We start from the raw sequence: 13,555 nt of genomic DNA on the forward strand, positions 1-13,555 counted from the left end.
TTTTTAACTTCTTAGACGTGGCAAATACTGACAAAGAGACAGCAGCCGTAGACGATCTAGACAGTACACCTCAGTAAGCGATTAAACAAACGATCCATTCTTTAACCTACCTACTTAGCTTTACGATAATGACTATGACTACTTCTATACCAGATACGACCATCGACCATCATCTAGACACGCAGGGGCTGATCTGCCCTGAGCCTGTGATGATGCTGCACCGAGTCATCCGAAAAGCAGATAGCGGTGAGGTGATTGAGATACTGGCCACTGACCCTGCTACCACCCGCGACATTCCAAATTTCTGTCGTCATCTGGGTCATGAGCTGATGACTCAAGAAACACTGGCAGAAAACATCAACCTAGACGCTGATCCCGATGAAATCACTATTGATGGCGATGATACCACGCCAGCAAGCGCGACGCTGTATCGTTATGTGGTGAAGAAAAAAAGTGGTTAACTTATATCTGACCTATATCCGAGCATCCTATGAGCCGTGACCGTGCCGTACAACAGCGCCAACCCAAAGCATTGGCTGTCGATGACGAGCCTGCCTATATCACCGAGTTTCGCCAAGCCATGCTGGCGCGCGGTCTGGCAACGCGGACGCGTAACGCTTATGTGCGCGACCTACGTACCTGTGAGCTGACCAACACCGCGCCATTGACCAAATGGCAAGCGGATGACGTGCTGCACTGCCTATCTACCCTCGCTATCGAGGACAAAACCCCACGCACCCAAGCGCGTATGCTCTCAAGCCTGCGCCAGTTCTATCTATGGATGATTGCCAGCAACCTGCGCGAGGACAACCCGTGCGAGCGTATCAAAAGCCCCAAGCTTGGTCGCCCATTGCCAAAGGATTTGAGCGAAGCCGATGTCGACAATCTACTGGCCGCCCCTGACACCAGTACCGCGCTTGGCCTACGGGACAAGGCCATGTTAGAGGTGCTCTATGCCTGCGGCCTGCGCGTCAGTGAGCTGATTAATTTATCGCTTGAGCAAGTCAACCTAAACGCAGGCTGGCTACAAATCACAGGTAAAGGCAATAAGACCCGACTGGTGCCCCTTGGTGAATATGCAAGCGATGCGCTAGAGGATTATCTGTCTCACGGGCGTGGCGAGCTGATTGCACATCTCAAGTCAGGCAATTGCCAAGCAGTGTTTTTGACGGCGCAAGGCGGCTATATGACGCGGCAAAACTTTTGGTATCTTATCAAGCGTTACGCCAAAGTCGCTAGTATTGATAAAGAATTGTCACCACATACCCTGCGTCACGCCTTTGCCACCCACCTACTCAACCACGGTGCCGACTTGCGCAGCGTGCAGTTATTGCTTGGGCATAGTGATTTGTCCACCACGCAGATTTATACGCATGTAGCGACAGCGAGACTGCAAAAATTGCATGCCGAACATCATCCACGCGGCTAGTATTGAACGGTCAACATAAAAACTGACTATTTATTGAAGATTGTAAGAGGAATATAACGTGTCGCAAGCTCAGCCATCTTTGCAGCCTACGCTCACCAAAGGGCAGCATGCTGCCCTCAAAAACTTGACCATAACGGGTTATTTAGAAGGCACGTCTTTTTTATTATTGCTTGGTATCGCTATGCCACTAAAATATATGCTCGGCATTTCTGAGGCGGTGACATATATCGGTATGGCGCATGGGGCACTATTTATCGCTTATATCCTGATGCTGCTGCTCACAGCCAGCAAAATAAAGCTGCCGCTATGGGCCATGCCGGCTGGCGTGCTCGGCTCATTTTTGCCATTTGGCCCGTTTGTGTTTGATTACTTTTTAAAAAAGCGTTAAAAACTTTATGACTTAAACCTATACTTATGTGGTGAAAGCGAGATTGTAGATTTGATATGCAGAGCACAATCTGAGATAGAGGCGGCAAAGTATAGAATCTGCTCTATCAATCCCTAGCTGCAAACTGACCCTTTTCTCGCTACAATACCTGCCATAGCTTATTAACCTTTTACCTATCTATTATTTGAGAATCCCATGAGCCACTCTACAAACCACCGTCCCCCTGCCGACCTGCTAAAAAATGCTGAACACTGGCGCGAAGACATTCATTTTCGCCAAGAGGTACTGGGTAAACCGTTTGATTTTTCGACCACTTGGGGTATTTTTTCACCGCAAAAGCTCGATGACGGTAGCCTAATGCTGCTCGATTATGTGGATTTTCGGGCGGATGATGACTCGATCGATTTGGGCTGCGGCTATGGCGTGCTCGGCATGACGGCAGCGCGTGAGTGCCCGAACGGTCAGCATACACTTATTGATAAAGACTTTATGGCGGTAGAATATGCGCGCCGTAACTGCGTGCAAAACGGTCTAAAAAATGTCGATGTACATTTATCAAACGGCTTCAATCATGTGGCAGCGGACAAAGATTTTAGCCTTGTGATGTCAAACTTGCCAGCCAAAGTCGGCAAAGAGCAGCACTATCTATACTTCCTCGATGCCTATGCGCGTATGCGTCAAGGTGGACGGTTTTATGTGGTGACCATCAATGGTTTGCGCCAGTTTATGAAGCGCTCGTTTACCGAAGTGTTTGGTAATAGCGAAAAGGTCAAACAGGGCAAAACCTATACCATTACTATGGCGACCAAAGAATAAGCTTCAGTAACTTAAAAGCTGCACAAACAAAAATCCCGCCAACACACCAGCATGTTAGCGGGATTTTTGTTTTTTACTCTCTTGCTTAGGGCATTAAAGATGGCTTACCACTTACCACATTGTCTTACATCTGCCGTTTTATCAGATAAAAGCCCAAGGCGGCGCTACTAAGTATCGGCAATAACACCATAAGCATGGGCGAGAATCCTGTCGCTAATGAGATAAAGCCAACCAAATCTTGCACATAGCTAAATAGCAAACCAAACAGTAGCGCCACGACGATACGCAGACCCAAGCTGTGCGTACGCAGCGAGCCAAAGACAAATGAGCAAGCAACGATCACCAACGATAAAATCGATAGCGGCGACAGCAGCTTTTGCCAAAATGCCAGCTCATGCTCTAAAGAGCGATTGCCCTGCCCTCGCATAAACTGACGATGCTCATATAGTTGCGTCAGAGACAAATCCTCTGCCTTACGCGTCAGTAGATACACCGACTCTGGAGCAAATGGCAAACTGAGCGTATCGGAGGCGAAGACGGCTTGACTACTCTCAAAGCCTTGGTTGATACTAAGCGTGGTCATGTCATTGAGCTGCCACTCGTAACGATACTGTCCGCTCGGCGTGCCGCTGCTGCTATCCAGAGCTTGCCGACCGACATATTGCCCATCTTTGGCATGAATAGCGGTTTGCAAATTGCCATCATTGTCCAAATGCCAGCGCTTCACCTCGCCGATGTTGCCTTGTACGTCGGCATAGTCGATATATAAAATATCACTGCCAGCAGGCTTTGTACTGCCATCTTGTGCATTTTCAAAGCGTGGCTGCACCGTCCAGTAGCCGCGTACCGAGGTCACAAGCGAGCGGCTGTCCTCATCATTGATTTCCTTTGCCAACTGATTGGAGTGTGGCAAGACAAACTGATTGATCGCTAAGGCAAGTAGCACAAAAATCAGAGCGGGTTGTAGCACCCAACCGACGATGCGATAGATACTGACGCCAGCGGCACGCATGACTACCAGCTCGCTTTTGTTGGCCAGCAGCCCCAAACCTACGACAGCCCCAAGTAGCGCCCCTGTCGGAATAAATTGCTCTAAAAAGTAAGGCGAGCGATAAAAGATATACTTAATCGCCTCACTCATCGTATAGCTATCATCAAGCGAATCAAGCTCGGATAAGTAAGAAAAAATAAGCTGCAAGGCCCATAGACCGACAACGGCCCCGATGATAGCAAGCAGCGCATTGCGTCTGACATAGCGACCGAGCACTGTTAGTTGACCGGGTTTTTGGGCCAGTGGCTCGGCGCTTGGGGTTTTGGCAAATAAGGAGCGCATTACGATTGCCCTCCTGACGTGCTGTCATTTGGATTGGCGCGACTGTCAGCCACTGTTTGCGGCTGCTGAGGTTTGCGAAAGCGCAGGCGATGCTGCACGCGGCTGCCCCAGTTCATATACAGCGCCAACGCCATAAACCCTAAGATTAGCCACGCATACGCCCACACGCTGACGCTGCCTTTACTCACCGCGTTTTTGAGCGAAATGATACCCAGTGCGCAGCTGACAAACAATAAAATCGCGGGAAACAAACGCAACCAGCGACCTTGACGGGGACGCACTTGTGCCAGCGGTACCGCCAGCATCGGCGCGATAATCATCAGCCAAGGCAGCGCAAAACGATAACCGAGCTCACCTTGCGCAGCGCGCTTGGCCTCGACCGTGCTCACTTGTGTACTGCCGCTACCGGTTGCCGCTTGCCACAACGGCCCTATGGCTTGGGTTTCGATATTGTCTTCGGTGATGACGTCTTTGGCAGACTCAGTCAAGCTGATACGGTAGCGATCAAAGCCTACTTGATTGTACTTTAGACTCCCTGCACCGACTTCGTATCGTCGTCCTTGAAACAAATCCAATTGCGTCACGCCGCGGCTCCCTGTATCGACCTGCTCGGCACGTTTGGCTAAGGTAATGGTGTCTTTGCTGATATCATGATTGACGAGTGTCTCTGGCAGCTCTGGAATATCCAACTGCTCAGCGGTTTTGGGGTCGATGCGATTATCGACAGAGACCGCGGCGCTTTGATCACGCTCATTTTTTGCTGTATTGGCCGCCGCGTTTTTGGGCTGACTGCCTTTTTCTGGTTTTTCTGATTGGATCAATATCACATCTTGCAGCTGCTTTTTGTCCTCGCTCAGACTGCCGACATACAGATGATAGTTACCACTACTGATAAACTCTTTTGGGCGAATCAAATCAAAGGCACTGGTCAAGGCTTGCTGTTGCCACACCGCCTCAGATGAGCGCACCCCCCACGGCTTACCAACGATAGACAACGCCGCCTCGCCGACAAACAGCGCGAGGATAAATGGCGTCATCAAGCGTGCCAGCTTACCACGCGACACACCGCTGGCATTGATGACTGCCATTTCTTGATCGACATATAGACGGCCAAATACCAGCATCAGCGCAATAAAAAATGCCAATGGCACGATAAGCTCTAAAAAGTACGGCAGATTGTAGCCGATAATGGTAAATAACAAACTGATGTCTAAACGACCTTCAGCGGCTATCCCAAAGTAACGAATCAAGCGCCCACCGAGCATCATCACCACTAAAAACCCCAACACCAAAGCGGTGGTCGAGGCAACTTGTTGGGTCATGTAGCGGCGTAATATCACAATAGGGACTCTTAAACAGTTGGTATGCGCGTGCTGTATGATAGAGCGCTAGCTCAGGCGTGGCGCTTATTTGGCTATTATAATGGCTTTTTTGGGGCGGCAGGTTTGTACCGCTTGCCGATAGTTAACAGATAATAACAACTAACAGTAGTATCATTAGCGATACTACACAAATATAAGCCTTGAATATAACCGTTAATGCTAGCATGTTTTGGCAAAAAATGGCTGTGAAAAATGTGCTAAAACATTACCTAACCCTTGCTAAGATTGAGGCGGTGGTTTATGCAGCATTTGCTCTTAAGATCGCGCAGCAAATATATACGAAAACATTACTTAACCGATGCCGACAGCACGCTGATTACCTGATATGCTACACTACAACAAACGCCCAACCTTCCAATGCTTTGACTGAAGCTTTGACTGAACCAATGGGGCTTAATCTTGGATTTTATCGTTGGTTTGAGCATAGCGATTCAGATATTGGCTGGGCAAGATGACTCTATGTTTTTATCACCTTACCACCTCAAACCATACACATACTCTCAGGCAGCGTCTGGCAGTCACTTGTCGTGTGGCTATTGCACTGAGTCTGTGAGACATTAAGCTTACGAAAAACTAAGCTGGTGATAAACAGCCACTTGGCTCGGTGATTATTGATTTAACTGATTTAGCAGCTTAGCTATTTAGCAACCCAGTTGTTTAATAATTTGGTTGTTTGACAATCTGATTGTTTAATAATTCTGATTGTTTCGTACCCCGATTAAAAGGCGGTATCTATTGACCATTCAAATAAGGATAACTATATGAATATCAAATTAACTCAGCAGCTCCCCAAAACCCATACCCAAAAAATCCTCAAAAAAGAAGCGAAGAGTAAAGACGCGGCTTGTTTGGTGGTGTTGGTGGATGACAAAAAAAACCTCTTCGCTGAGTCTGCGCTAGCTGACTATAGCGCTCGTATTGAGCAATTGATGGAAGTGTCACACTTTAGTGGTAAAGCCTGCGAAACCGTTGCTGATTTGGCATTGGCCGGTGACAAAAAAACCACCAAGCAAAACCCAGTTCAGTTATTGCTGGTCGGTGTTGGTAATATCGACAAGCTCAACCACACTGCCCTACAAAAAATCGCCAAAACTATCTATAGCAATACGCAAAAACGCGTCGCCTCTATCACGGTCGCGCTCGGCGATGATCTAGAAGAAAACCACTTTGGCCAATTTGCGCTAAATCTACTAGCGGCCAGCTATCGTTTTGATAAATACAAGTCTGAGCAAACCACACCGGTACTTACAGATGTGTATTTGTTGGCCGATGCAGCATTGCAGCCAGCGCTAGACTTCGCGCAAGCGGTGTTCGCCGGTCAAAGCTTGACTCGTGACGTCGCCAATGAGCCAGGCAATATCTGCTTTCCAGCGTATATGGCAGAACAAGCCCAAGCGCTTGCAAAGACCTATCCTGACCTCCTAAAAGTGACGGTGCTGGGCGAAGATGAGATGTCAGCGCTTGGCATGAACTGCTTTTTAGCGGTGGCTAGAGGCTCTAGCAAAGAAGGCAAATTGGTACTACTCGAGTATCGCGGCAAGTCTAACTTTAGTGCCAAAGCAGGCGCGACTGATACTTATACAGCCGGCAATAGTAGTGCAAAAGTCACCGGTGGTCTAAAAGCGTTGGCTGACAAGCTCCCCACCAAACTGCCTAGCAAAAAATCAGACAAAAACACTGATAGCAGCCATGACGATGCGCCTATCGTGTTGGTCGGTAAAGGCGTGACCTTTGACTCAGGCGGTATCTCTATCAAGCCAGGCGCGGCCATGGATGAGATGAAGTTCGATATGGGCGGCTCAGCGTCGGTATTGGGTACCATCAAAGCGCTGTGCGAGGCGCGTCTACCAATTAATGTCGTGGGGGCACTCGCTTGTGCAGAAAACATGCCATCAGGTGAGGCCACGCGTCCTGGTGATATCGTCAAAGCCATGAACGGCAAATCGGTTGAAATCTTAAACACCGATGCTGAAGGTCGTTTGGTGTTGGCCGATACCTTATGCTATGTCCAGCGCTATCAGCCAAAAGCCATCATCGATGTGGCGACGTTGACGGGCGCTTGCGTGGTGGCCTTAGGGCATGTACGCTCAGCGGTCTTTAGTAATGATGAAGATGTGTTGTTTGAATTAGAAAACGCCAGCTACTCATCAGGTGACCTCATCTGGCACATGCCATTAGATGACGACTATCAGGCGCAGCTTGACTCACCCATCGCTGATATGCAAAACATCGGTGGTAAAGGCGCAGGTGCTGTGACTGCAGCTTGCTTCTTATCACGCTTCGTCGAAGAAGGTCAGCCATGGGCGCACCTAGACATCGCAGGCACCGCATGGAACTCAGGCAAAGATAAAGCGGCAACCGGTCGCCCTGTGCCTTTATTTATGCAGTACTTAAAAAACAGCGCAAACAACGCTTAATGCCGTGATGACGACCAATTTATGAACGTAAGTTTTTATGTATTAAGCGAGCGTAAAGCCCAAGAAATCTTGGGCTTTATTTGTCAGCTGACCCAAACGGCGCTCAATAAAAGCAGCCAATCGCTACTGATTTTGTCTCAAGATGAGGCATTCCTCAGCTCACTTGATGAAGCGCTATGGACGCACGACGCGACCAGCTTTATCCCGCACCAGCGCCTTTTGGGCCGCGATCCTCACTCCATAGAACCTGATACGATGGAGTCTGATGCCGCAAAGCCTGATACCTCCGATATCGAGGTGGCAGTATCAGCGCCTGTCATGCTCGGCAGTTATATGCCAGTGGACTTCTCAGGTATCGTTCTCAATACCACATTGCAGCCTGTCAGCGATTTTATAGCCGCGACCAGTCCTGCCAAACCCACTCGAATACTTGAGCTGATAAAACCTGATGCCAAAAGTATGCAAGAGGGCCGTCATAAATATAAGCATTATAAACAGCTCGGCTACGAGCTGACGCACTATGCGGTGTAGCTTATACAGTTGATTTGTTCTAAAGACGACACAGCGCTACTGCTATACATGTTACTTGCGGGCTGTTTGCTGGTTTGTTTTCCAGCTTTTTCATCTTAAATTTGCCATCTTAACTTTGTCTCATTAGCTTTATTTTATCAGTCGCCTCGCTCAGTTTTCCCCGCGTGCCTGCCTGCCTTTCCTTTATTTTACCTACCCTTTTTGTGGTTTTTACAGCGTGGTTGGTTGCCGTCTGATTTGCCGCGTCCAGTCTGACTGGTAGGCGAGTATCCGAAAAAATGCTACTATCCTCCGATTGTTTTTCTATTTTTATGATTCATTTACTTCTGACTGACTAACTCGAGGGTGTACAAATGCGTTCATTGATTGCGATGTACCAGCGTATAGGGCTGGTACCGCTCATTATTATCGGTTTAATATTAGGGGTGCTAATAGGCTGGCTAGCACCAAGCGTTGGTATCGCCTTAGGATTGTTGGGGACGCTATTTGTCGGTGCACTAAAAGCAGTCGCGCCGATATTGGTCTTTGTGCTGGTGATGGCGGCGATTAGTCAGCATCGTAGTGGCAACGAAGTGTATGTCAAACCAGTGCTCATCATGTATATGTTTGGCACATTTTTGGCAGCATTGACTGCTGTCGGTGCCAGCTTTTTATTCCCAACTGAGCTGGTACTCGTCAACACAACTGTCGAGCAAGTACCACCGGCCAACCTCAAAGAAGTATTGACCAACTTGCTGATGAATCTAGTGGCAAACCCTGTCAATGCCATCGCTGAGGCCAACTATATTGGTATCTTGGCTTGGGCGATTATCATCGGTTTTGCCCTGCGTCAAGCCAGCGATACCGCGCGTACCGTTGTGGGCGATTTTGCTGATGCCATCTCACAAGTGGTGAAATGGGTCATCGCTCTCGCGCCTTTTGGTATCTTAGGTTTGGTTGCCAATACAGTCGCTGCGACGGGATTTGCTTCTTTAGCAGGTTATGCTCGTATCTTGATGGTATTGGTCGGTTGTATGCTATTTATCGCTTTAGTCGCCAACCCTATTATCGTCTTACTTAAAACCGGCAAAAACCCTTACCCTCTGGTATTTACTTGCCTGCGTGAGTCAGGGATTACGGCATTCTTTACGCGTAGTTCGGCGGCCAACATCCCTGTAAACATGAACCTTGCACGCAAACTGGGCCTACACGAAGACACTTACTCTGTCACCATTCCACTTGGTGCAACTATCAATATGGCAGGGGCGGCGATTACCATCAACGTCTTGACGCTGGCGGCAGCGCATACGCTCGGTATCGAGGTGAGCTTTGCCTCTGCGCTCTTATTGAGTTTGGTCGCGACCATTAGTGCTTGCGGTGCCTCTGGGGTCGCTGGTGGGTCGTTATTGCTGATTCCTCTGGCTGCAAGCCTCTTTAGTATCCCCAATGACATTGCCATGCAAGTGGTTGCTATCGGCTTTATCATCGGCGTGATTCAAGACTCGGCCGAGACCGCGCTCAACTCGTCAACTGACGTCTTGTTTACTGCGGCAGCCGACCCTAAATACGCGCGTTAAGCCGGCGCAATCCGTATCTGTACATCACACACTGTAAAACAAAAGGCCTCAATGATCGCAATGAGGCCTTTTTTATGAGCTGGGCTTTATCAATGGTTTGGTTACTTTAGATGCTCGGTATCCACTTCAATGATTGGCGTCTGCCCTTCTAGCTGACGTTTGAGCTGACGCAGCTGCTCGACTTCTTCTAATAGCTCTAGTATCAGGCCGATCGCTGGCACACTGGCATCAAAGTCACGACTCAGACGAGAGGCGCGGCGCACCGTGGTGAGCTGATAACCGGTAAACTGCTCACGCTCTGGCACGTCGTACTCGATGATGTTTTCTTCCATCAGCTCAATGACCCATTGACGCTCTTGACCACAGGCAGATACCAGCTCATCCAAGCTCATGATAATATCGGTAAATTCAGGCGAGTGTTTCATTATTATTATCCTCTTTTGGTTGCTATCCTTATTTGTGCTTTATGTCATCGTGATCGTTTTTCGCTGACCTCTGTCGATAGCAGCGTGGCAGCTATCAGCGATTGATACTGGTATCGCCAAAGGCTTGCTTTAGCTGCTCATAGGCTTTTGTCACAGCCTCTCTATTGCTATCAGTGATATCAGGGTTGACGATATTGAGAGTTAAGTATAAGTCGCCCGCTTGTTTGGCAGGGATGCCCTTACCTTTTAGACGTAAACTGCTGCCAGATTTACTGTTTTTGGGGATGGTCACGCCAAGGGTGCCAGCGGGCGTACTGACATTGATTTTGCCACCCAATGCCGCTTCCCATGGCGTGATATTTACTGTCTGATAGACATCAGCGCCCTCGATACGGATATTGGGGTCGTGGCGGATTTTCACCTTTAAAAACAAATCACCGTTTTTGCCGCCACCCATGCCAGCTGAGCCTTGACCTGCTAGGCGAATTTGCTTGCCATCAGTGATGCCTTTTGGGATTTTAATCTTAAGGGTTTTATTTTCATAATCCACGCTGCCATCGGGCTGGCGTACCGGCACGTTTAGTTTGATGCTATAGTCGTCACCGCTATAGACTGAGGCCAAGTCCACCGCAATCTCGGCGTGCTGATCTTGGCCTTTATTATCCTGCGCGCCAAAGCCACCCCCAAACTGCTCAAAGCCGCTACCTTGCGTGCGGCCTCCTGCCTGTCCACCAGCTGAGCCACGCGCGCCGCGACCAAAGGCCGAAAATATATCATCAAAGCGAAAGCCGCCATCGCCAAAGGCTTGTCCATCACCAAACTGATCTTTGATATCCTCCCAGCGAAAACCACCTTGTCCGCCTGCCGACTGACCACCAAACCCGCCAAAGCCACCAGCGCCGCCTTGACCGGCAAAGGGGTTGTCTAGCATAGCATCATATTGCGCACGCTTGTCTTTATCTCTAAGCGTTTCATAAGCGTTGTTGATTTCAGCAATTTTATTATCCGCGTTTGGGTCGTCGCTCACATCAGGGTGATACTGACGAACCAGTTTACGGTATTTTTTTTTGATATCAGCGTCTGAGGCGTTTTATTGCCCCCAAAATGTCGTAGTAGTTTTTTTCTGCCATATTATTTTTTCCTTATCGCATTTATTATTAACGATTTACTTAATACATAATATAGGGATGATGCGGCAATATTTCAGTATTTACCATAGCACAGCCACATCATGGCTGGGCAAAATTTACACTTGTCCACTTTATCTATACTAATTCATATCATCGATCCGCTATAAAATAAGTACAGGGCGACTGGGCGTAATTTTTCTTGCTCTCTTATTGGGCTTATTTATTACCTTTATTTGGGCAACGAGTCATTTAATGGAAAATAGCCCATCTCTTTTAATAAGTAAAACAAGCAAAATTTACCTTTTAGTACAAAATATTAATATTTCAGCAATAATATTTACATTACTATCGATACTGTCTGGTTGCCGCTATCCTGCGGCGACCCACTGCCTTAGCCCTTATATTTTAACGCTCCGGCTGATAGCTCTTTATTATCGTCGTTACCCTCTTTATATAACCCAAACAAAACCACTACCTATATCATTACCAGCCAAACGTCTAACTATCTACTTATTTACTTACCTAAACAAACCACATTCAGCGCAGACGTTATATCTAGCAATGCTTTCAAGGTATTTAATAAAGAACATTATCTAACTGATTTTGTTAAAAAAACAGTGATTTTTTATGAATGCTGATATTTGAACTGGGGCGTTTTTTAACAGAGCCGTAAGGATACGACAATTTATGTGCTATAAAATGAATATAATTTTGATACTCACAGGGAGTATCAATGATATAGGCAAAGTTATCTGTCTGTTTTATAAACTGTATAAAGGTATTGAATGTCGTATTTAATCAAGTCTTTGGTTATCACCTTGTCACTGCTACTAAGCACCAGCGTTTTTGCAGGTAACACCAGTTATTATGGTAGCAAGTTTCACGGAAAGCGTACTGCCAGTGGCAGTATTTTTGATATGAATGCCTTGACCGCTGCGCATCGTACGCTGCCCTTCGGTACTAAGGTACAAGTGACCAATCAAAAGACAAAGCAAAGCGTGATCGTCAAAATCACGGATAGAGGGCCTTTTATACGAGGCCGTATTTTAGATTTGTCGAAAGCCGCTGCTGGTCAAATCAACTGCCAATTGTGCACCACCACCATGGAGATACTGTCTTATGGTGATGGTAAATACCGTAAAGAATAATGTGAAACAAAAGGGAGAGCCTATGCTCTCCCTTTTTTTATGTGCGGCGCTTTATCTATAGTCGATATACTCTAAAAATGTCATAGCGCCACTGGGATGCTATTTTTAAACGTAGGTTGCGCAGCCTCTGGGGACGCAGCACGCAAGTAAAACTTATACCAGTAGCGCGTTTCAATCCACAACAGTTTTACATTCAGCTGACTATAGGTACAGCTCTATTCAAAACCCGCTTCAATCTCTTCTAGCGTTGTCATGGCCAGCAGTAATTTTTCTTCGTTAGCGCTTTGCTGCTGCTGTAGGGTGCTTTGCTCATCCAGCAATTTTAGCAAGTCCGCTTTGCGGCTTTCTTCATACAGACTGGTATCGGCAAGCCTTTCTTCTATGGCTGTCAGCGCCGTTTCAGTCTTAGCCAATACTTTTTCGGTATCTTCAATCTCGCGGCGAACCGGTGCAGTCAGTTTACGCTGTTCGGCGGCCATTTTGCGCTGCTCTTCTTTGCTCAAAGCAGGCGATGTAGGATTGTCTTTGGCTGCTGCAGTAGGCGCTACTGTATTTGCTAGGCTATCGCGTGTTTCACGTGAAACAAAGTTTTTACTCTCTTTTTTGCTTTTTTTCTTACCTGCTGCTTTGTCTGAGCTATTTTCTTGTTTGCGCTTCTCGCTCAGCCATTTTCCGTAGTCGCTGATATCACCATCGAACGCATCAATTTGCCCGTCATGCACCAAATATAGCTCATCACAGACATTGGCAATCAGCTCACGATCATGCGAGACCAGCACCACCGCTCCCTTAAAGCCTTGTAAGGCTAGGGTCAGCGCCTGACGCATTTGTAAGTCCAAATGGTTGGTCGGCTCATCGAGGACCAGCACGTTTGGACGCTGCCAGACAATCAAAGCCAGCGTCAGACGAGCGCGCTCGCCACCAGAGAACAGCTCACTTGGCGTATCGATACGATCACCACGAAAATCAAAGCTACCGAGGAACGAACGCAAATCGGCGT

13 protein-coding genes and 1 pseudogene are annotated in these 13,555 nt (G+C 47.7%); 9 read left to right on the forward strand and 5 right to left on the reverse strand.

Going from position 1 to position 13,555, the window contains the following annotated elements; all coding sequences use genetic code 11:
• The first annotated feature begins 134 nt into the window (after positions 1-134).
• The 4 genes from tusA to NK638_RS09510 all read left to right on the forward strand — a co-directional run bounded on the left by tusA (position 135) and on the right by NK638_RS09510 (position 2,633).
• On the forward strand, positions 135-461 hold the full coding sequence (gene tusA, locus NK638_RS09495; RefSeq protein ID WP_058023620.1) for a sulfurtransferase TusA: 327 nt from the start codon (positions 135-137) through the stop codon (positions 459-461).
• Positions 462-490: 29 nt separating this feature from the next.
• On the forward strand, positions 491-1,429 hold the full coding sequence (gene xerD, locus NK638_RS09500; protein ID WP_274632828.1) for a site-specific tyrosine recombinase XerD: 939 nt from the start codon (positions 491-493) through the stop codon (positions 1,427-1,429).
• 58 nt (positions 1,430-1,487) lie between these two features.
• Positions 1,488-1,817, forward strand: coding sequence for a DUF3817 domain-containing protein (locus tag NK638_RS09505; RefSeq protein WP_274632829.1), 330 nt, complete (start codon positions 1,488-1,490; stop codon positions 1,815-1,817).
• A 195-nt stretch (positions 1,818-2,012) separates the two neighbouring features.
• Positions 2,013-2,633: a class I SAM-dependent methyltransferase gene (locus NK638_RS09510; protein ID WP_198336147.1), complete on the forward strand. Its 621-nt coding sequence runs from the start codon at positions 2,013-2,015 to the stop codon at positions 2,631-2,633.
• Positions 2,634-2,757: 124 nt separating this feature from the next.
• Here the strand turns inward: NK638_RS09510 and lptG are convergent, their stop codons facing one another.
• Together lptG and NK638_RS09520 are read right to left on the reverse strand one after the other, a co-directional pair.
• A complete protein-coding gene (lptG, locus tag NK638_RS09515) occupies positions 2,758-3,966 on the reverse strand; it encodes an LPS export ABC transporter permease LptG (protein WP_274632830.1) in 1,209 nt (402 codons plus the stop codon).
• Positions 3,966-5,288: an LPS export ABC transporter permease LptF gene (locus NK638_RS09520; RefSeq protein WP_274632831.1), complete on the reverse strand. Its 1,323-nt coding sequence runs from the start codon at positions 5,286-5,288 to the stop codon at positions 3,966-3,968. The genes lptG and NK638_RS09520 overlap by 1 nt, the downstream gene beginning before the upstream one ends.
• A 224-nt stretch (positions 5,289-5,512) precedes the next feature.
• On the opposite strand from NK638_RS09520, the gene NK638_RS09525 reads away from it, so the two are divergent.
• The 4 genes from NK638_RS09525 to sstT all read left to right on the forward strand — a co-directional run bounded on the left by NK638_RS09525 (position 5,513) and on the right by sstT (position 9,852).
• Positions 5,513-5,803 carry a hypothetical protein gene (locus NK638_RS09525; RefSeq protein ID WP_274632832.1) on the forward strand — a complete coding sequence of 97 codons (291 nt, stop codon included), beginning with the start codon at positions 5,513-5,515 and terminating at the stop codon, positions 5,801-5,803.
• Between the two features lie 306 nt (positions 5,804-6,109).
• Positions 6,110-7,765 (forward strand): leucyl aminopeptidase, encoded by a 1,656-nt coding sequence (locus NK638_RS09530; protein WP_274632833.1) that lies wholly within the window; start codon positions 6,110-6,112, stop codon positions 7,763-7,765.
• Positions 7,766-7,786: 21 nt separating this feature from the next.
• Positions 7,787-8,296, forward strand: coding sequence for a DNA polymerase III subunit chi (locus NK638_RS09535; protein ID WP_274632834.1), 510 nt, complete (start codon positions 7,787-7,789; stop codon positions 8,294-8,296).
• Between the two features lie 353 nt (positions 8,297-8,649).
• On the forward strand, positions 8,650-9,852 hold the full coding sequence (sstT, locus tag NK638_RS09540; RefSeq protein WP_274632835.1) for a serine/threonine transporter SstT: 1,203 nt from the start codon (positions 8,650-8,652) through the stop codon (positions 9,850-9,852).
• Positions 9,853-9,953: 101 nt separating this feature from the next.
• Here sstT and NK638_RS09545 read toward each other — a convergent pair whose 3' ends face one another.
• Both NK638_RS09545 and NK638_RS09550 read right to left on the reverse strand, forming a co-directional pair.
• Positions 9,954-10,277 (reverse strand): chaperone modulator CbpM, encoded by a 324-nt coding sequence (locus tag NK638_RS09545; protein ID WP_075101342.1) that lies wholly within the window; start codon positions 10,275-10,277, stop codon positions 9,954-9,956.
• A 94-nt stretch (positions 10,278-10,371) separates the two neighbouring features.
• A pseudogene (locus tag NK638_RS09550) lies at positions 10,372-11,407 on the reverse strand (DnaJ C-terminal domain-containing protein).
• A gap of 785 nt (positions 11,408-12,192) precedes the next feature.
• On the opposite strand from NK638_RS09550, the gene NK638_RS09555 reads away from it, so the two are divergent.
• Entirely contained in the window at positions 12,193-12,555 is a 363-nt protein-coding gene (locus NK638_RS09555; protein WP_192994510.1) for a septal ring lytic transglycosylase RlpA family protein, read from the forward strand.
• Between the two features lie 215 nt (positions 12,556-12,770).
• On the opposite strand, the gene NK638_RS09560 is transcribed toward NK638_RS09555, so the two are convergent.
• The coding region (locus tag NK638_RS09560; RefSeq protein ID WP_274632836.1) for an ATP-binding cassette domain-containing protein at positions 12,771-13,555 on the reverse strand (785 nt) is incomplete at its 5' end.

The organism is Psychrobacter sp. A3 (genome assembly GCF_028823565.1).
Classification (GTDB): Bacteria; Pseudomonadota; Gammaproteobacteria; order Pseudomonadales; family Moraxellaceae; genus Psychrobacter; species Psychrobacter celer.